The 19134-nt window shown below is 47.0% G+C and carries 17 protein-coding genes; 8 read left to right on the top strand and 9 right to left on the bottom strand.

All coding sequences use genetic code 11. The annotated features are described in order from the left end of the window. The first annotated feature begins 81 nt into the window (after window positions 1-81). Both ettA and MJ595_RS07640 read left to right on the top strand, forming a co-directional pair. Entirely contained in the window at window positions 82-1749 is a 1668-nt protein-coding gene (gene ettA, locus MJ595_RS07645; protein WP_263081854.1) for an energy-dependent translational throttle protein EttA, read from the top strand. A 185-nt stretch (window positions 1750-1934) separates the two neighbouring features. Further along, entirely contained in the window at window positions 1935-2570 is a 636-nt protein-coding gene (locus MJ595_RS07640) for a hypothetical protein (protein ID WP_263081852.1), read from the top strand. Window positions 2571-2604: 34 nt separating this feature from the next. Here the strand turns inward: MJ595_RS07640 and MJ595_RS07635 are convergent, their stop codons facing one another. Continuing rightward, on the bottom strand, window positions 2605-3360 hold the full coding sequence (locus tag MJ595_RS07635; RefSeq protein ID WP_263081851.1) for an SGNH/GDSL hydrolase family protein: 756 nt from the start codon (window positions 3358-3360) through the stop codon (window positions 2605-2607). Beyond that, the gene (locus tag MJ595_RS07630) at window positions 3357-3560 is read right to left on the bottom strand and encodes a hypothetical protein (RefSeq protein WP_263081849.1); all 204 of its coding nucleotides are present in this window, start codon (window positions 3558-3560) and stop codon (window positions 3357-3359) included. Before MJ595_RS07630 ends, MJ595_RS07635 begins: the two co-directional genes overlap by 4 nt. Before the next feature lie 65 nt (window positions 3561-3625). Here MJ595_RS07630 and MJ595_RS07625 point away from each other — a divergent pair, with 65 nt between their 5' ends. Next, window positions 3626-4759: an ISAs1 family transposase gene (locus MJ595_RS07625; RefSeq protein WP_263080561.1), complete on the top strand. Its 1134-nt coding sequence runs from the start codon at window positions 3626-3628 to the stop codon at window positions 4757-4759. Here MJ595_RS07625 and MJ595_RS07620 read toward each other — a convergent pair. Both MJ595_RS07620 and MJ595_RS07615 read right to left on the bottom strand, forming a co-directional pair. Continuing rightward, a complete protein-coding gene (locus MJ595_RS07620; protein ID WP_263081848.1) occupies window positions 4740-5588 on the bottom strand; it encodes an IS30 family transposase in 849 nt (282 codons plus the stop codon). The genes MJ595_RS07625 and MJ595_RS07620 overlap by 20 nt on opposite strands. A gap of 127 nt (window positions 5589-5715) precedes the next feature. Continuing rightward, a protein-coding gene (locus tag MJ595_RS07615) for an IS3 family transposase (protein ID WP_263079868.1) occupies window positions 5716-6875 on the bottom strand; the annotation gives its coding sequence in 2 pieces (ribosomal slippage) (window positions 5716-6605 and window positions 6605-6875; 1161 coding nt in all). Window positions 6876-6946: 71 nt separating this feature from the next. On the opposite strand from MJ595_RS07615, the gene MJ595_RS07610 reads away from it, so the two are divergent. From MJ595_RS07610 to MJ595_RS07590, 5 genes are all read left to right on the top strand, one after another. After that, the gene (locus MJ595_RS07610) at window positions 6947-7459 is read left to right on the top strand and encodes a LysR family transcriptional regulator substrate-binding protein (RefSeq protein WP_263081847.1); all 513 of its coding nucleotides are present in this window, start codon (window positions 6947-6949) and stop codon (window positions 7457-7459) included. 16 nt (window positions 7460-7475) lie between these two features. Continuing rightward, complete coding sequence (locus MJ595_RS07605; protein WP_263081846.1) at window positions 7476-8045, top strand: hypothetical protein; 570 nt, start codon at window positions 7476-7478, stop codon at window positions 8043-8045. 297 nt (window positions 8046-8342) lie between these two features. Beyond that, window positions 8343-10460 carry an anaerobic ribonucleoside-triphosphate reductase gene (gene nrdD, locus MJ595_RS07600; protein WP_263081845.1) on the top strand — a complete coding sequence of 706 codons (2118 nt, stop codon included), beginning with the start codon at window positions 8343-8345 and terminating at the stop codon, window positions 10458-10460. Between the two features lie 138 nt (window positions 10461-10598). Beyond that, window positions 10599-11060, top strand: coding sequence for an anaerobic ribonucleoside-triphosphate reductase-activating protein (gene nrdG, locus MJ595_RS07595; RefSeq protein WP_263081844.1), 462 nt, complete (start codon window positions 10599-10601; stop codon window positions 11058-11060). A gap of 494 nt (window positions 11061-11554) precedes the next feature. Then, on the top strand, window positions 11555-11860 hold the full coding sequence (locus MJ595_RS07590; RefSeq protein ID WP_263081843.1) for an RNA-binding protein: 306 nt from the start codon (window positions 11555-11557) through the stop codon (window positions 11858-11860). Window positions 11861-11910: 50 nt separating this feature from the next. On the opposite strand, the gene MJ595_RS07585 is transcribed toward MJ595_RS07590, so the two are convergent. The 5 genes from MJ595_RS07585 to MJ595_RS07565 form a co-directional block, all read right to left on the bottom strand. Beyond that, window positions 11911-13044 (bottom strand): glycosyltransferase, encoded by a 1134-nt coding sequence (locus tag MJ595_RS07585; protein ID WP_263081842.1) that lies wholly within the window; start codon window positions 13042-13044, stop codon window positions 11911-11913. Between the two features lie 191 nt (window positions 13045-13235). Further along, complete coding sequence (locus tag MJ595_RS07580; protein ID WP_263081841.1) at window positions 13236-13994, bottom strand: hypothetical protein; 759 nt, start codon at window positions 13992-13994, stop codon at window positions 13236-13238. Window positions 13995-13996: 2 nt separating this feature from the next. Then, entirely contained in the window at window positions 13997-15472 is a 1476-nt protein-coding gene (locus MJ595_RS07575; protein WP_263079044.1) for a hypothetical protein, read from the bottom strand. A 325-nt stretch (window positions 15473-15797) separates the two neighbouring features. Continuing rightward, window positions 15798-17273, bottom strand: a complete 1476-nt coding sequence (locus MJ595_RS07570) for a hypothetical protein (RefSeq protein ID WP_263079044.1) — start codon at window positions 17271-17273, stop codon at window positions 15798-15800. Window positions 17274-17598: 325 nt separating this feature from the next. Beyond that, a complete protein-coding gene (locus tag MJ595_RS07565; protein WP_263079044.1) occupies window positions 17599-19074 on the bottom strand; it encodes a hypothetical protein in 1476 nt (491 codons plus the stop codon). Window positions 19075-19134 lie beyond the last annotated feature (60 nt).

Here is a 19134-nt window from a genome sequence, read left to right as displayed (position 1 = left end):
GCAAACACAACTGATTGCCAAAGCCTATCGCATCCAGTATCTTCACTCGGTTAAGTTACTTAATTTAAGAGACACCTTTCCATGGCTCAGTACGTCTATACGATGAATCGGGTGAGCAAAGTTGTTCCCCCGAAACGTCAGATTCTGAAAGATATCTCCCTCTCTTTTTTCCCAGGCGCAAAAATTGGCGTTCTGGGTTTGAACGGTGCCGGTAAATCAACCCTGCTTCGCATCATGGCCGGTGTTGATAAAGAGTTCGACGGTGAAGCCCGCCCTCAATCCGACCTGAATGTAGGCTACCTTCCCCAGGAGCCAGAACTGGACCCAGGCAAAACCGTCCGGGACATCGTTGAAGAAGCCCTGGGAGAGATCAAGCAGGCCCAACAGCGCCTGGAAGAAGTCTATGCAGCCTATGCCGAGCCTGACGCCGACTTTGATGCCCTGGCTGCCGAGCAGGGACGTCTGGAAAATATTATTCAGGCAGCTGATGCCCATAACCTTGAACGTAAACTGGACGTGGCTGCCGATGCCCTGCGCTTACCGGAGTGGGATGCTAAAATTGAAAACCTGTCCGGTGGTGAGCGTCGTCGTGTAGCCCTTTGTCGCCTGCTGCTGTCCGGACCTGACATGCTGCTACTGGACGAGCCTACCAACCACCTGGATGCCGAATCCGTAGCCTGGCTGGAGCGTTTTCTGTGCGAATACTCCGGAACCGTTGTCGCCATTACCCATGATCGTTACTTCCTGGATAATGCCGCCGGCTGGATTCTGGAACTGGACCGCGGCGAAGGTATTCCTTATCAGGGCAACTACAGTGCCTGGCTGGAACAGAAAGAACAGCGCCTTGAACAGGAACAAAAACAGCAGGACGCACGCCGTAAGGCAATGGAGCACGAACTGGAATGGGTTCGCTCCAATGCCAAGGGGCGTCAGTCCAAAAGTAAGGCTCGTCTGGCTCGCTTTGAGGAAATGCAATCCCAGGACTTCCAGAGCCGTAATGAAACCAACGAAATCTATATTCCACCTGGTCCACGCCTGGGCGACAAAGTTATTGAATTCAATAAGGTCTCCAAAGGGTTTGGTGACCGCCTGCTGATTGATGATCTGAGCTTTAGTATCCCTAAAGGCGCCATTGTCGGCATCATTGGTGGTAACGGTGCCGGTAAATCCACCCTGTTCAAAATGATCATGGGTAAAGAGCAACCTGATTCCGGCACTATCGAACACGGTGAATCCGTAAAAATTTCTTTTGTTGAACAGCTTCGTGATGAGCTGGACGACAAAAAAACTGTATGGGAAGCTGTGTCTGATGGTCAGGATATCCTGCGTATCAATAGCTATGAAGTCCCTTCCCGAGCCTATATAGGCCGTTTTAACTTCAAGGGTGGTGATCAACAGAAACGGGTCGGTGAGTTATCTGGTGGTGAGCGTGGCCGCCTGCAGCTCGCATGTACTTTAAAAGATGGTGGTAACGTACTACTACTGGACGAACCCTCCAACGACCTGGACGTAGAAACCCTTCGGGCTCTGGAAGAAGCTATGCTGGCATTCCCGGGTTGTGCCATGGTTATTTCTCACGACCGCTGGTTCCTGGATCGCGTCGCCACTCATATTCTGGCCTATGAAGGCGATTCCAAAGTCACGTTCTTCGAAGGTAACTACACTGAATACGAGGCAGATCGTAAAGCCAGACTGGGTGAAGAAGCCGCGGGCCCTCACCGGATCAAATACAAGCGTATTGACGCTTAACAGGCCAGAAGACCATATCCAGTTATCAGTGGAGTACTGATAACTGGATAGCCAGCGGTTATTTTTATGTGCTCTGGAATTATCTCCATCTTCATGCGGCATTCTATTGAGTAACTTGGCGTATGACCCTGTATACTTGCCAGTAATTTCCCTTTTATAAACCAACGTCGCTTACTTAATACGATATGAAGTATTGGCTTCAATGCCTTGGGCTGGCTGCAATTATTGCCCTGATTAACTATTACACTGTACCTGTTCCGGTTATTGAGCAACTTGTTAAGCCACTCTTTAGCTTTGGGCTGGCCATGGTATTAGGTATTCGATTCCCTGATGTAGACCTTTTTACGCCAGGCCTGAAACATCGTTCAGCCATCACTCACTCCCTGCTGCTTCCCTGGCTACTCACTTTAACAGGATACCCATCGGTGGTAGCCGGACTGGCCATGGGTATGGCAATTCATATACTGGCAGACGTGTTCCCCAAAGCATGGATAGGCGGAGCCCTGGTTAAGATGCCTTTATTTGGCAGTCTGGGGAAACTCTCTCCCTTCTGGTTAATGGCTAATTTCCTTGGCTGCCTGGTTTTAGCACTCCATACCATTTCAATCCAGGGAGACTGGATTCAGTTTGGCAGCTTTGCTATGGCCATTACCGCCACGCTTTGGTACATGATCAGAAAAGAGAAAAGTTTGCCGCCGCTGTTAACAGCCCTAATGATTGTCAGCGTACTGGTATGGAACCATTATTCACCAGATATTTCTTCATTCAATTTAAAAACGCTGACAGCAACAGCTTCATGGAATAAAAGCTCATCAAGCTAAACACCTGGTTAGAAGCTGTTCACATAAGAGCAGATTAGCCTCCTGCCCTCGGACTGCTTACAGGTTTTGGTGTAAGGGCTGGGGTCACTGGCTGTCGGGATTTATCACACTGATAGCCCAAAGCCTTTAGCTCATCACAAATCAATTCTGCAAAGATTTTATGGAACCGCGTGGTAGGGTGGACATCATCCCAAAAGGCGTATTGATCCGGATTGGAACACACAGTGGGTTCCTTTTCACTGGCCTGGAAAATATGGGCCAATTGAGGGTTCGAGTACACCTCCGTTCCAATCAGTGGAGCCATTCCTGTTCGGGCAGAGTTTCGAACAAGGGATGCTATAGCACCTTCCGGTTGTTTTGGTACCGACCCGCCATCAGCTCCAGGCAAACTGACCGCGGCACAAGGCTCAGTTACATTGGTAATATTGAATGCTATAGCGTTATTTAACACTTTCCAAAATAAAGCTCTGGCATCCATTAAGTGAATATTAACGCCTTTTTTCCCATGCTCAGCTTTCATCTGGTTCAATGTATTCAAGTGCCACTGATTATGGAGACTAATAAGGTATTTAACCTGACTTCTTGTTTTAAAGTCTGCTTTCAGGAACCTTGGTGTACGACCCATGTCTGGCATATTAACCCAAATAATATGACGGGCACCATGACGGATCATCATTTCAATACTTCGTTTTTGGGCTTTTACCACATCCCCCGGATTGTCATGCATGTTCAGATAATCATTACCACCAAAGAATGATCTGGCAAGAGTTTTCCGGACACCTGAATTCAAGTCATAAATGCATAACCCATGACTTTTCTTGCATTCACTCCAGTTAACTCTTTGAATGCCTCATATGGTGTTTTGTAACCGAGGCATTTCCTGGGCCTGCTGTTCAGCTTGTCTACCGCAATGATAACGTCTCTTTCTTTGACGTTATGAAGCTCCATTGATTTGGGAAAGTACTGCCTGAGCAGCCAGGGCAAAAACATGATCAGAATTTGAACAGAAAATTGATTTCAAAAGCTGTAGAATCCCATGCTTTTTCTGTTGCCTGATGTCTGCCAAAGCCCTTTTTTCCAAGTTTACATCGCTTACCGACAAACGAGACCCGAAGAAGTCAACACATATTCTTGCAGAGGTTATGTTCATCTCAGTTTGTGCCATTCTCTGTGGTGCAGATGATTGGAATGGCATTCGCTTGTTTGCTGAGCACAAGGAAGGCTGGCTCCGTAAGCACTTAACCTTGCCTGGCGGTATTCCAGTAGCGGTTACATTCAATCGTATTTTCGCCACTCTTGACCCGGAAGAGTTTCGCAAAATCTTCATCCAGTGGATTAGGGATGTTCTTTCCGGACTGGAGCTCTCTGATAGCAAGATAGTTGCTCTTGATGGCAAGACTGTTAAAGGTTCGGCCTGGAATAAAGGCAAAGATGCAATACACATGCTTAACGCTTGGTGCACAGAGGCTGGACTGTCGCTGGGTCAGTATAAAGTTGATGAAAAATCCAACGAAATTACGGCCATTCCTGAGCTGCTCAAGCTGCTTGAACTCAGTGGCAGCCTTGTCACTATCGATGCAATGGGCTGCCAGAAAAAAATTGCTACTGCAATCCTGAAAAAAGAGGCAGACTACTTGCTGGCGGTGAAAGGCAACCAGAGAAAACTCTATGGAGAAGTGACTCGACTCTTCGATCAATACTGGCAAGATAATCTGGAAGATGCTCCTGACCATTACTTTGCGGAACAGGAAGGTAAAGAGCATGGTCGTATGGAGCACCGCCGGTGCTGGGTTATCAATGATGTTACTGAGGACTCCAATGCTGCCTCATGGAAAGCCAAAACCATAGCCGCAATCCAGTTAGACAGTAGCAAAAAGGGTAAAGGGAAAACACTCATCCGTTACTTTATATGCAGCCGCCAGTTATCAGCTGCCGAGGTACTTCAAGCTACCAGGAAGCATTGGCTAATAGAAAACCAATTACACTGGGTGCTTGATGTGGCGTTTGATGAAGACCGCTGTAGGGCAAGAGAAGGGTTCGCAGCAGAAAATCTAGCTGTTGCCCGGCAGGTGACACTCAATCTTCTTAAGTTGGACACTACGGTGAAAGCCGGTATCAAGAATAAGCGCAAAACCTGTGGCTGGAATGAAGACTACATGATGCAAGTGCTCAAATTGGTTGATTTGTGATCATGTTTTTGCCCTGCCTGAGCAGCCCATTGGCATTCTCATTCTGGCCTCTCTCCCAAGAGTGGTAGGGCACAGCAAAGTAGCTGTCGCAGCTCAAGGCTTTGTTGATTGCTTCATGCTGAGCAAATTCCTTACCGTTGTCGTAAGTGATCGTTTTAACAAACCTTTTCAGGGGCTTGAGTGTATCAATCACTGCCTGTTTAACCGCTTTTGCTTTCTTTCCTGGCAGCGGAACAGCAAGGCGCAGTTTAGTCTTTCGCTCATCCAGTGTGGCAATGGCACCCTTATGGTTTTTGCCGATTACGGTATCCGCCTCCCAGTCACCAACACGCCCCCTGTTGTTGACGATCTCCGGGCGCTCTTCAATACCTACCCGGTTAGGTATGCCTGTTCGGTTATGAGCTGAACCATATCGCTTTCGGTACGTTTTTTTCTGATGGCGCAAGTGTTTATACAGGGTACCGTCAGTGCGCTTATCATCCTCTATGAACTGGTAAATCGTCTCATGATGCAACTTGATTATCCCTTCTTTTTCAAGCCTTCCAGCCACTTGCTCAGGACTCCAGTCAGCCCGGATATCTTGAGCAATCCGTCGCTTAATATCTTCCGTCAACTTCACCGCCTTGGGTTTTTCCTTATGACGCTGTTGAGCCTTACGATGAGCCTGCTGGTGCCTGTAACCACGCTGCCCTGTGTTGCGTCCTAACTCCCGTGACAGCGAACTCTGTGAACGCCCGAGTTTTTCTGCAATTTTATTTTGAGAAGTCCCATTTTTCAGTTCGATTTCGATATAATGTCTCTCTTCAGAGCTAAGGTGCTTAAAGGCCATCCTTGGCGTCCTCTGTTTGGTTTGGTTGCTTAACAGAGTACCCCTGAGTTCTGATTCACTTCAAAGGCTCTGTAACAACCCTCTGGTTACAGAGGTTATGCATTTATGATACAAATTCAGGACTTTTTTACGCTGCCTCGGCAATTTTCTGTTCATATTTGAAAGGTGCCAGGTAGCCATTACCAGAGTGTTTTCTCTGGCGGTTATAATAGACCTCAATGTATTCAAAAACTGCCTGCTTCGCCTCTTCCCTTGTCTGGAAGTCTTCATGGTGAACAAGCTCAGCTTTCAGCGTATGGAAGAAGCTCTCTGCCACCGCATTATCCCAGCAATTTCCCTTACGGCTCATACTGCAAATAAAGCCATTTTCTTTCAGCAATTTCTGATAGCTTTCCGAGACATACTGGCTGCCCCTGTCACTATGTACCAGCAGCCCTTCTGTTGGCCTCCGCTTCCACATAGCCATCACAAGGGAGTCAGTGACCAGTGATGCCGTCATGCGATCTCTCATAGACCAGCCAACCACAGCCCTCGAATGCAAATCAATGAATACGGACAAGTACAGCCAGCCCTCCCGGGTACGAATATAGGTAATGTCTCCCGCGTAAGCCTCATTGGGCTGCTCCCGTTTGAAATTGCGGTTCAGCAGATTCTCGGCCACCGGCTTGTTATGGCGGGAGTCTGTTGTTGCCTTGAACTTGCGCTTTGTTTTGCAAACAATGCCTTCCTCCTTCATTAGGCGACTGATTCGTTGACGGCTAACGTTTTTACCCTGATCAGCAAGATCGTCTTTTATACGGCGCTCACCATAACGCTGGCGGTGTTTTTCATGTATCACGCGGATATCTGCCTTCAATGCACGGTCTTCCTGACTTCGGTTCGATTCTGGACGAGAGCACCAGTCATAAAAGCCTGTGGTCGATACAGACATAACCCGACACATGGCAGTAATACTGAAGCGCTCCTGGTTGTCCTTAATGAACTGAAATTTCAGAGACTTTCTCTTGCAAAGAAGGCTGCCGCCTTTTTTAAAATAGCATGCTCCTCTTTGAGTATTTTCAGCTCTTTACGCAAACGTTTCACTTCATCATACACATGCTCATCATTTTTCCTGGGCTGATTAGCCACCTTATGGCGGTGGTACTTTGTTATCCAGGTATGCAGGGTATTCGCATTAACCCCAAGCTCCTGAGCAGTTTCAGTCACTGGCTTATCTGATTCAACTGCCAGCTTCACAGCAGATTCCTTGAACTCAGCAGTGTAATTTTTTACTTTCTTTTCCGACATGCTTCACACCTTAGTAGGGTTTCAAGATTACCCTTGTTTGTGTGTCCGGAAAACTATAACCACTTCAACTGATGATGGAAAGTGATGACTGTATAGACGACAGCCTTATTCAAATCCCCCTGTTTAATGAGCCCTACCTGCTTGCTTTACCCCCTCATATGGATAAAATTCACATCAACTCTTTCCATGACCTGACAAACCTGCACTTTATTCGCTTTACTCGAAACAGTGTGACGGGGAAGGAGATTGAGCGATACCTGCGCTGGCAACGCTATGATATTGAAAAAAGCCTGGAGTTTGACTCTGCCAGTGCAATATTACCGATGGTTAGTGCTGGCATTGGCTGGAGTATCATGCCCCCACTCTGTCTTCTACAAAGCGGTTGTGAACTCAGCAACATATGCCTTAGACATCTTCCAGGATCAGGTTTAAACCGGAATATTGTCCTGGTTCACCACAAGCAGGAACTGCATGAAGCGGTTGATGTGATTGGTCATATTGCCAACTCTATCTTTCTGAAAAGGTGTTTGCCATCACTGATAAGACAGTTGCCTATTTTGTCAGAATACAGCTTTACCCTTTAGCTTTTGCTTCCCATAGATGAATAAAAAAATGCGGCTCTTCCTCAGAAAATTTATAGTACTTTGCCTGAGTTATCTAATTATTGGCTTTGTTGCCGTACCGCCATTGCTGCATCTGACTATCAGCCAACTGGCTCCAAGTTACCTTTCGGTTCCTCTAAAAATAGGGGCTATCCGGTTTAACCCTATAACCCTGAAGCTGACTATAGACACCATGGATGCAGGAGGGATCATTGGCTTTTCGCAGCTCAGTGTAGATCTTGCCTGGGATAGTTTTCTCGAACAAAAGCTTCATATTCAGTCCATAGAGGTTCAACGGCTCTATGGTGCCGCTGTACTTGAGAAAAATGGCAAAACAAACCTTGAAACGATCCTGTACCGGCAATCAGACAAGCCAAAGGATATGCCTACTCAAAATAAGAAAAGCAGGCCCCTTTTGATTCAGATTGACTCCGTCATCCTGAAATATGGCAAAGGCTACTCCAAGGGACCAACGGGTGAATCCAACACAAAAACCCCTATCTCATTAAATCATTGGCTGGAGTCCCGCAACAACACACAATATTTGTCGTCTAATTTCAACTTATGAGCAGGGACTTAACCAGGAGGCAGCCGCCGCCTCGGTTAATACTTATAAAAAAAATCATACTTCACCCTTTTTTTTAAAACCCTTGTTTTTAAAGGATTATAAAGACAGTAACCCCTGACTTCACCCGAAACAGTACATCAGCAACCACTGATTTTTAATTTGTCAATATTGAAGACAGGCCACTTTTCAGTGAACATAGCCTGCCTCTACACCACATGTAGTGTCTTAATCGAGAACAAGGCACAACATAAGCAAATTTCTCAGTTATACTGTTTTAATCTTCCTGGAGTACAGCTAATGACGGATATCATCAAGCGTGATGGTTCTCGGCAGCCTTTTGACGTATCCCGTATTGTAAGGGCGGTCACCAGCGCCTTGAATGATGCTCACCAGAAAGATGACCACTTTGCACAGTTCGTGGCTGAAGAGGTGAAGAAAAACTGTGCGGACCAGCAACAAGTTGATATCTACGATATACAGAGCCGGGTAGAAGACCTGATGATGCGCAGCCAGTACAAAGATGCTGCCAGAAAGTATATTGAGTTTCGTCGTACCCGTGATATCGAGCGTGAATCCCGCAATGCCCTGAACCGGGAAATCATGGGCATTATCAACCAGGATAATGAAGAGCTGCTTAACGAAAACGCCAACAAAGACAGCAAAATCATTCCAACCCAGCGTGACTTACTGGCTGGAGTCGTTGCCAAGCATTTCGCCAAACAGCATATTTTACCCCGGCATGTGGCTCACGCCCATGAGCGCGGAGAAATTCATTACCACGACCTGGACTACTCTCCCTTCTTCCCCATGTTCAACTGCATGTTGATTGATGTTGAAGGCATGCTGACCAAGGGCTTTAGAATGGGGAACGCAGAGATTGAAACCCCGCGTTCCATTACAACGGCTACAGCGATTACCGCCCAGATTATTGCCCAGGTTTCCAGCCACATATATGGCGGCACCAGCATTAATGAAATCGACCGTATCCATGCGCCTTATGTGCGCAAGACCTATGAAAAACACCTTGCCCAGGGTATGCACTGGATTGGCGATGAAGAAAAGGCAAAGCAGTACGCTCTGGAAATGACAGAAAAGGACTGCTACGACGCTTACCAGGCCCTGGAGTACGAAGTTAACACCCTGCATACGGCCAATGGTCAGACACCTTTTGTCACCTTAGGTTTTGGGTTGGGTACTTCCTGGGAAGAGCGTTTGGTTCAGAAGTCCATTTTGAAAAACCGGATTCGCGGACTGGGTCGAAACAAAAAAACCCCCATCTTCCCAAAACTGGTTTTCGGCATTAGAAAAGGCGTTAACTTCAGCGCAGAAGACCCGAACTACGACATCAAACAGCTGGCCCTGGAGTGTGCCAGCAAACGAATGTATCCCGACATTCTGAATTACGACAAACTGGTAGAAGTCACTGGCAGTTTTAAAACCCCCATGGGCTGTCGCTCATTCCTGGGCACTTACGAAGAAAATGGCCAACTGGTTCATGATGGCCGTAACAACCTGGGTGTTGTATCTCTTAACCTGCCACGCATAGCCATTGAAAGTAAAAACGAAGAGGAGTTTTACGCCAAGCTTGATCAGCGTCTTACCCTGGCAAAAGACGCCCTTATGAACCGTATTCACCGTCTTGATAATGTTCGCGCGAAAGTTGCGCCTATTCTTTATGTAGAAGGTGCCTGCGGTGTTCGTCTGAATCCGGAGGATAAGGTCAGTGAGATTTTCAAGAATGGTCGTGCCTCCATTTCACTGGGCTATATTGGTATTCACGAAACCATCAATGCACTCTATGGTGAAGGCAATATATACGACAGCGAAGAGCTGCGTAAAAAAGGTCTTAGAATCGTCGCCTATTTGCGTAAAGCGGTAAACCAGTGGAAAGATGAAACCGGCTATGGATTCAGCCTGTACTCCACTCCCAGTGAAAGCCTGTGTGACCGGTTCTGTCGGCTGGATCGCAAAGAGTTTGGGGTGATTAACGGTGTCACTGACAAAGGTTACTATACCAACTCTTTCCACCTTGACGTAGAAAAGCAGGTAAACCCATACGACAAAGTTGACTTTGAAATGGCTTATCCCGAGCACGCCAGTGGTGGCTTTATTTGTTATGGCGAATACCCGAATATGATCCATAACCTTAAAGCGCTGGAAAGCGTGTGGGACTATACCTATGACAAAGTCCCTTATTATGGCACCAATACCCCCAATGACTCCTGCTACAGCTGTGGTTACGAAGGTGAATTCAATGCCACCAGCCGGGGCTTTGAATGCCCGCAGTGTAAAAACCGTGACTCTGCAAAAATGTCTGTCACCCGAAGAGTCTGCGGCTATCTTGGCCAACCCAACAGCCGGCCGTTTATTAAAGGCAAGCAGGAAGAGGTTATTCGCCGGGTTAAGCACCTGTAATGGTTTGACCATTGCTTAGAGGAAATTCTCCGCTCTATGCATCTATCGCATAAGGCTTTTTGGAGCCACGAAGGACACGAAGAGCTCGAATAATTTAATAAAAGGCCTTGGTGTTCTTAGGGGCTCCCGAGATAACAAATGAATTATCATCAATACTATCCAGTGGATGTGGTCAACGGTGAGGGTACCCGCTGTACCCTGTTTGTCAGTGGCTGTGAGCACTTCTGCAAAGGCTGTCACAACACCTCAACCTGGGCTGCGGACTCAGGACACCCCTATACCCGTGAACTGGAAGATCGAATCATCAAAGATTTGGGAGATGAACGGATCAGGCGGGATGGACTGTCGCTCTCCGGAGGCGATCCCCTTTTTCCCGGCAATCTTGACGCTATCCACCAATTGGTCCGTCGAGTCAAGGCGTGCTATCCGGAAAAAACCATCTGGCTATGGACAGGTTACACCCTGGAGACCCTGTCAGAACAACAGCAGGCCATAATCCCCTATATTGATGTTCTTATTGATGGCAAATACGAACAGGATAAGCGGGACTTATCTCTACCCTGGCGGGGCAGCAGCAACCAGCGTATCCACCACTTCTAAAAGGCTTAACACCCTGAAAAGGGCATTGACCAGCCAAGGCGTATTATAGAAGTTCTATTTTCTGCTATATTTCCCGTGGGAGCTTACTCCCTGGCGAAGCCAAGGACTCCCCCGGGTTGTGTATCAGGCCTTTTTTGCTGGTCACGGCATAGAAATAAGCTGATTGGCACACCCCGGGTGAGAAATAAGCCTGAGTCAATGGCAACATTGACCGTCGGATCACTCTACCCTGCTTCGCAAAATACCCTGTATAATGCAGGGCATAGGGGGGCTTTTTTGATGTATGTACAGCCATGATAACTTCTGCTGGTAAGTACAACCATTATAAATAGCCCAGACTATCCTTAGCAGCTGAAAAGCTGTTAAGATCACAACTTTATAACGCAACGTGTCCTTTTCCGTGATAGCAAAAAATCAGGATCTCTACGTGATCAATGATGATTTGAAGCTAAATAACCAGAAAGACGCATCATTACTCTAGAGGTCCTACCACCATGCAAAAGAATAAACTCTTTGTTGGCAACCTGGCTTTTTCCTCCACTGAAGCAGACTTAGAGCAGGCATTTGGCCAGTTCGGCGAGCTGCACGAAGTTAAGGTAATCCTGGATCGTGAAACTGGCCGTTCCCGCGGTTTTGCTTTCGTGACTTTTGCTAACGAAGACGATGCTGAAGCAGCTCTGTCCCTGGACGGTAACGCCCTGAATGGCCGTAACATCCGTGTTAGCATTGCAACCGAGCGTCCAAGAAACAACGGCCCTCGTCGCGAAGGCGGTTTCAACAAAGGTAACCGTCGCTTCTAATAAAGCAGTGGTTTCAAATAAAGCCGACTTTATGTCGGCTTTATTTTTGGCTAAGGCATTTTTGTTGACTTTAAAAATCCAGTATGTTTCCGGAAAAATTTCAACAGCCTGCTGCTAAAGCTTGCCTCTGTAGCAGTGCCTTTGCGTTTGTTATTCCCTCTATAAAACAAACCGGGATAGTCCACAGGGTTGTAATCACTTTCAACCATCAAGCCCTGTATATACTCCACCAGTGAGGGCAGCTCCTCTTTCGAATCAAAGGACCTCTGTAACAAATAACGCCCCAACTCACTGGATGCCTTTATGTTTTCAAGGTTAAGACTTCGGCAACCGGCAGCGCCGCTGGCCAGAATCTCATAAAAAAATGCCTTATCCTTTTCCCACTCACTCTCACTATGCTGTTTTTCCCCGGCCTGACACACACAGAAATACCCTTTAAATAAGGCGGGCAAACTATAAAAACTGTAATACCTGCGAAAGCCTAAATAGTCTCCGGGAAAGGGGCTATCCACATCCAGGACATAGTCGTCAGGTTTTTTTCCCACCGGATAGTACGCCGCTAAGCGATGGAGCAGGTCCAGTTGTGCCGCTTCATGACCAATAAAACTCTCCCGAAAGCCTCCCAGAGCCAAAAACCAGTGACGACGTATTAATAAAGGCCCATTAGTCAAGCTGATCGCTTCCACAGGATCACTTTTACCTTCCAGGTAAGTAGTCAATGCCTCGGTAAAACAAGCCTGTTGATATCCATGCGTACCGGCTTTTTCAAAGCCATCGGAGGCATTAGAAAGGGAACGTTTTAACACCGGGTAAAGAGCGAAAGCATTACCTCCTTCCTTGTCAAATAATTTAACCTGCTCTGGGAGATTGGCGATAAAAGTATCACTAGCAAGCAAACGCGCCTCAAACAACAATATATAGCGCCCGGTAGCTTCTGTTACGGCAGAATTATAGATTTTCCCCCAGCCATCCAGCTCAAGGTCTGGCCTGTGGAGATAACGCAGATTGTCCGGACAAAACGAATCAATAATCGAAGCAGGGATAGCCACACTCCCCACATCAAACAACAAGACTTCAAATACCTGATGCCTCAACAAACAAGCAAGAGTTCGCTTCAATTGCTCCAACCCACCAGGCTCCCCCTTGCCCTGCCTGAATGGAATAATGATAGAAAGTAATGACATTATGAAAGTGGTACACCGTATGACAAAGGATAACGGCACACCATAGCAAAGCTCCCGGGACAGGGCGACCCACATTCAGTGTAAATAGACTCACATTAATTGATAAAAGCCTGAAAATAACCATTTGAACCCGACATAAGTGAAAATAGCTCTTATCCCCGGTAGGAAAGACCTGTAGACGTAAGTGTCAGTTACCAGCGACTTGATGTACGAATATCATAAACACCTGTTTTCTTCTCAGGTTTCGTCTTAAATTTCACTCCATCTTGTAGCCTGAATTTCTCGTCATCCCTGATGTTTAACTTAATTTCTATTTGTTGCTGCGACTCCAATCTCATGTTGAATTCATAGAACCCAAACTGTTTTTCTGCGGGAATAAATTCTGACGAGTTCAGGTTTTCGTGAACCTTAAGAAACTTCCATGGATTTTCTTCTTGAGCCTCTTCTTGATTAAGACTACCTTCACTATTCTCAGCTCTGCTTTTGTTATCAATACGGTCTAAGAATTTTGATCTTGCATTCTTGGCTTGATCTTCACTAGACAGTGTTGATGCTTTTCCTCCTGAGGTGACTCTTGTTCTGCATGAGAAAGCTTCTTGCAGTCTTATAGTTGCCACTTGCGGGGTTTCAGAAATATTTTCCAAATCAAATAAGGCAACCTTTAGCCCCTTTTCTGCATCATGGCCTGCTTCATTTGGGTTATCTTTGGCTGTTACTTTTAAAACTTCATATGTTTTTTTTCTAATTGCATCAGATCTTTCTGTAAAGTCCGATAATCCAGGCCTTTTATCATTAACTGTAATGCGAGCACTTGATTGAACTCCACTCCTTAATTCACCCTGTGTCATATGCCCTGTCAATCCTGTTTCATCAAAGTGTTTTATCTTAACTGACCCAGCAGGAAAACCAGATCTGTGAATTCCAGTGGGTGAAAGTCTCATATTGACCACAACTAAACACTGCCACCTTTCTCTGGGAATGGTATGACATTGCTTGTAGCAGCCTTGGTGACTTTCCCGCAATAAGTTGCAGCAAATAACTTCCAGCCATTTTCAAACCAGTGGCTCTGAACTAATGACCGAAGCGTCAATACGCCCTGACCACCCGGATTTCGCCAGCGCATACCTGAGCACTTCATCCGCTGGGTAACCAAGGTTTTACAGGCTGCCTCTACCACACCAGAGCCGATCGGAAGGTTATTCGACAAGTGTTCAGCATAGCGCATACGCTGGCGATTTTTTCTGAAATACTCCAGCTCGGTCTTTAATTTTGAGCGGCGCGGATGCTTTTTATGCTGATAAGCCAGGGCTTTAATAATGCGCTCAACCCCATCGAGTTCCTCTTTTAGGACGTGTCGGTAAGTGACAAACTTTTCTTTGGACTTGATGCTGTTTTCTCCATAAGCCTGGTCAAATGCTTTCTTCAGGTGATCGGCTGCGTGGTAGTAATCAATAACCTCAACACCCGCTGGTAGTTCCTGGGAAAGGTATGACCAGTTGTCCTTGGCGCCATCAGCGACTTTGACCAGTGACAGCTGTGGCTTTTGTCGCAACGCTTCTTGCAATAGTGCTGACAAAGACTGCTTGAGTGTGAGTTTTTTAGTTTCTGGCATTCGTCCTATGCGGACTGTTGATAAACGCTCCCCCTGTTGATCGTAAAACGACAAAGTTCCGCAACTGGCCTCCTTGCAACCTGTTGGCCCTTGAGTCCGTTTGCCTTCAGAAGCGCTCCTGGCTCGCTTTTCTACTCGTTTGCCATCTTTCATGGGCAGCATAACGCCATCCAGGGAGGCGGCTACTGTGACCGCATTGGTGGGCACGTTAAGTTTCTCAATAAGCATCTCTTCAAAAGGCTCACGGTGCTGTTCCCACTGAGTATTAAATTGCCTGGGGAAACGAGCAAGACTGCTTTCTGAGGGAGACATACCTCCCATGAGATCAAGGAGGCTTTTTGCTTCACCGGGAGACATTTGAGCAACAACCCAGGCAGCTTGCTTTGCAGCCCGAGGCGTCCAGAAGCCTTCCACGATCCCGGCTTTCAACTCCATGGGCACGATACACGGCTCTTTGCCGTTACGGTAAAGTGTTCGCATAACCCGGACTGAACCAACCGCTGTCTGGTAGGTTTTATAACTGCGCAACACCTGCTTATAAGTGATCCCGCTGACCTCAATAGCTGGGGTATCAATATCAAGCTCAGCCAGCGCCTCTGCTAAAAAATCTTGCTGAGCTTGATTAAAGAGAGCATTAACGGTCTGCTCAAACTCTTCAAAGTGCCTGATAGGATTGCCAGACTCTCGCAGAGCCTGCAATTGGTGGCCTAACCGTTGAATCGCATCACAAGAAATGGTGGCGGCTTCAGTCCGTAGCTGACATACTTCCATGGGGCGGCCTCTCACTGGCAAGGTGTTGTGTGCTATCAACATCATACCTGTGATTGGCTGCCTTCTGTTTAAGCATTGAAAAAATAGCTGCCTACTACTTTCCCCGGTTGGCAAGCTGAAGAAGCTCGGTCAATTTGAGACTTTCACCCATTCCAGTTATACCACTTACAACCACTAACAATTCCTTTTCAAATTTAAACCCCTCTCTCCTCAAACCATAAAAATAGTCTTCTCTTTTTGGATTCAACCATTTTGATAAATCAAAGCAATGTCTTTCCTTACAAAAAACTTCTGTTTGAACAGAAAACACTTGTACTAATTCATTATCTCGCCATAATTCAAAAGGGTGAAAGTCTCATATTGACCACAACTAAACACTGCCACCTTTCTCTGGGAATGGTATGACATTGCTTGTAGCAGCCTTGGTGACTTTCCCGCAATAAGTTGCAGCAAATAACTTCCAGCCATTTTCAAACCAGTGGCTCTGAACTAATGACCGAAGCGTCAATACGCCCTGACCACCCGGATTTCGCCAGCGCATACCTGAGCACTTCATCCGCTGGGTAACCAAGGTTTTACAGGCTGCCTCTACCACACCAGAGCCGATCGGAAGGTTATTCGACAAGTGTTCAGCATAGCGCATACGCTGGCGATTTTTTCTGAAATACTCCAGCTCGGTCTTTAATTTTGAGCGGCGCGGATGCTTTTTATGCTGATAAGCCAGGGCTTTAATAATGCGCTCAACCCCATCGAGTTCCTCTTTTAGGACGTGTCGGTAAGTGACAAACTTTTCTTTGGACTTGATGCTGTTTTCTCCATAAGCCTGGTCAAATGCTTTCTTCAGGTGATCGGCTGCGTGGTAGTAATCAATAACCTCAACACCCGCTGGTAGTTCCTGGGAAAGGTATGACCAGTTGTCCTTGGCGCCATCAGCGACTTTGACCAGTGACAGCTGTGGCTTTTGTCGCAACGCTTCTTGCAATAGTGCTGACAAAGACTGCTTGAGTGTGAGTTTTTTAGTTTCTGGCATTCGTCCTATGCGGACTGTTGATAAACGCTCCCCCTGTTGATCGTAAAACGACAAAGTTCCGCAACTGGCCTCCTTGCAACCTGTTGGCCCTTGAGTCCGTTTGCCTTCAGAAGCGCTCCTGGCTCGCTTTTCTACTCGTTTGCCATCTTTCATGGGCAGCATAACGCCATCCAGGGAGGCGGCTACTGTGACCGCATTGGTGGGCACGTTAAGTTTCTCAATAAGCATCTCTTCAAAAGGCTCACGGTGCTGTTCCCACTGAGTATTAAATTGCCTGGGGAAACGAGCAAGACTGCTTTCTGAGGGAGACATACCTCCCATGAGATCAAGGAGGCTTTTTGCTTCACCGGGAGACATTTGAGCAACAACCCAGGCAGCTTGCTTTGCAGCCCGAGGCGTCCAGAAGCCTTCCACGATCCCGGCTTTCAACTCCATGGGCACGATACACGGCTCTTTGCCGTTACGGTAAAGTGTTCGCATAACCCGGACTGAACCAACCGCTGTCTGGTAGGTTTTATAACTGCGCAACACCTGCTTATAAGTGATCCCGCTGACCTCAATAGCTGGGGTATCAATATCAAGCTCAGCCAGCGCCTCTGCTAAAAAATCTTGCTGAGCTTGATTAAAGAGAGCATTAACGGTCTGCTCAAACTCTTCAAAGTGCCTGATAGGATTGCCAGACTCTCGCAGAGCCTGCAATTGGTGGCCTAACCGTTGAATCGCATCACAAGAAATGGTGGCGGCTTCAGTCCGTAGCTGACATACTTCCATGGGGCGGCCTCTCACTGGCAAGGTGTTGTGTGCTATCAACATCATACCTGTGATTGGCTGCCTTCTGTTTAAGCATTGAAAAAATAGCTGCCTACTACTTTCCCCGGTTGGCAAGCTGAAGAAGCTCGGTCAATTTGAGACTTTCACCCATTCCAGTTATACCACTTACAACCACTAACAATTCCTTTTCAAATTTAAACCCCTCTCTCCTCAAACCATAAAAATAGTCTTCTCTTTTTGGATTCAACCATTTTGATAAATCAAAGCAATGTCTTTCCTTACAAAAAACTTCTGTTTGAACAGAAAACACTTGTACTAATTCATTATCTCGCCATAATTCAAAAGGGTGAAAGTCTCATATTGACCACAACTAAACACTGCCACCTTTCTCTGGGAATGGTATGACATTGCTTGTAGCAGCCTTGGTGACTTTCCCGCAATAAGTTGCAGCAAATAACTTCCAGCCATTTTCAAACCAGTGGCTCTGAACTAATGACCGAAGCGTCAATACGCCCTGACCACCCGGATTTCGCCAGCGCATACCTGAGCACTTCATCCGCTGGGTAACCAAGGTTTTACAGGCTGCCTCTACCACACCAGAGCCGATCGGAAGGTTATTCGACAAGTGTTCAGCATAGCGCATACGCTGGCGATTTTTTCTGAAATACTCCAGCTCGGTCTTTAATTTTGAGCGGCGCGGATGCTTTTTATGCTGATAAGCCAGGGCTTTAATAATGCGCTCAACCCCATCGAGTTCCTCTTTTAGGACGTGTCGGTAAGTGACAAACTTTTCTTTGGACTTGATGCTGTTTTCTCCATAAGCCTGGTCAAATGCTTTCTTCAGGTGATCGGCTGCGTGGTAGTAATCAATAACCTCAACACCCGCTGGTAGTTCCTGGGAAAGGTATGACCAGTTGTCCTTGGCGCCATCAGCGACTTTGACCAGTGACAGCTGTGGCTTTTGTCGCAACGCTTCTTGCAATAGTGCTGACAAAGACTGCTTGAGTGTGAGTTTTTTAGTTTCTGGCATTCGTCCTATGCGGACTGTTGATAAACGCTCCCCCTGTTGATCGTAAAACGACAAAGTTCCGCAACTGGCCTCCTTGCAACCTGTTGGCCCTTGAGTCCGTTTGCCTTCAGAAGCGCTCCTGGCTCGCTTTTCTACTCGTTTGCCATCTTTCATGGGCAGCATAACGCCATCCAGGGAGGCGGCTACTGTGACCGCATTGGTGGGCACGTTAAGTTTCTCAATAAGCATCTCTTCAAAAGGCTCACGGTGCTGTTCCCACTGAGTATTAAATTGCCTGGGGAAACGAGCAAGACTGCTTTCTGAGGGAGACATACCTCCCATGAGATCAAGGAGGCTTTTTGCTTCACCGGGAGACATTTGAGCAACAACCCAGGCAGCTTGCTTTGCAGCCCGAGGCGTCCAGAAGCCTTCCACGATCCCGGCTTTCAACTCCATGGGCACGATACACGGCTCTTTGCCGTTACGGTAAAGTGTTCGCATAACCCGGACTGAACCAACCGCTGTCTGGTAGGTTTTATAACTGCGCAACACCTGCTTATAAGTGATCCCGCTGACCTCAATAGCTGGGGTATCAATATCAAGCTCAGCCAGCGCCTCTGCTAAAAAATCTTGCTGAGCTTGATTAAAGAGAGCATTAACGGTCTGCTCAAACTCTTCAAAGTGCCTGATAGGATTGCCAGACTCTCGCAGAGCCTGCAATTGGTGGCCTAACCGTTGAATCGCATCACAAGAAATGGTGGCGGCTTCAGTCCGTAGCTGACATACTTCCATGGGGCGGCCTCTCACTGGCAAGGTGTTGTGTGCTATCAACATCATACCTGTGATTGGCTGCCTTCTGTTTAAGCATTGAAAAAATAGCTGCCTACTACTTTCCCC

The organism is Endozoicomonas sp. Mp262 (assembly GCF_025643335.1).
In the GTDB taxonomy this organism is placed as follows: Bacteria; Pseudomonadota; Gammaproteobacteria; order Pseudomonadales; family Endozoicomonadaceae; genus Endonucleibacter.
Note: the sequence above shows the minus strand (reverse complement) of the source record. Positions and strands in the feature narration are given on the sequence as shown.

Coding starts and splice junctions, on each gene's coding strand:
- MJ595_RS07630 (WP_263081849.1), bottom strand. CDS start 3,560: ATGTTTTTGCCCTGGCTGCTCAGGCAGTACTTTCCCAAATCAATGGAG.
- ettA (WP_263081854.1), top strand. CDS start 82: ATGGCTCAGTACGTCTATACGATGAATCGGGTGAGCAAAGTTGTTCCC.
- MJ595_RS07610 (WP_263081847.1), top strand. CDS start 6,947: ATGATGGAAAGTGATGACTGTATAGACGACAGCCTTATTCAAATCCCC.
- MJ595_RS07620 (WP_263081848.1), bottom strand. CDS start 5,588: ATGGCCTTTAAGCACCTTAGCTCTGAAGAGAGACATTATATCGAAATC.
- MJ595_RS07575 (WP_263079044.1), bottom strand. CDS start 15,472: ATGATGTTGATAGCACACAACACCTTGCCAGTGAGAGGCCGCCCCATG.
- nrdG (WP_263081844.1), top strand. CDS start 10,599: ATGAATTATCATCAATACTATCCAGTGGATGTGGTCAACGGTGAGGGT.
- MJ595_RS07565 (WP_263079044.1), bottom strand. CDS start 19,074: ATGATGTTGATAGCACACAACACCTTGCCAGTGAGAGGCCGCCCCATG.
- MJ595_RS07640 (WP_263081852.1), top strand. CDS start 1,935: ATGAAGTATTGGCTTCAATGCCTTGGGCTGGCTGCAATTATTGCCCTG.
- nrdD (WP_263081845.1), top strand. CDS start 8,343: ATGACGGATATCATCAAGCGTGATGGTTCTCGGCAGCCTTTTGACGTA.
- MJ595_RS07585 (WP_263081842.1), bottom strand. CDS start 13,044: ATGTCATTACTTTCTATCATTATTCCATTCAGGCAGGGCAAGGGGGAG.
- MJ595_RS07590 (WP_263081843.1), top strand. CDS start 11,555: ATGCAAAAGAATAAACTCTTTGTTGGCAACCTGGCTTTTTCCTCCACT.
- MJ595_RS07605 (WP_263081846.1), top strand. CDS start 7,476: ATGAATAAAAAAATGCGGCTCTTCCTCAGAAAATTTATAGTACTTTGC.
- MJ595_RS07625 (WP_263080561.1), top strand. CDS start 3,626: ATGTCTGCCAAAGCCCTTTTTTCCAAGTTTACATCGCTTACCGACAAA.
- MJ595_RS07570 (WP_263079044.1), bottom strand. CDS start 17,273: ATGATGTTGATAGCACACAACACCTTGCCAGTGAGAGGCCGCCCCATG.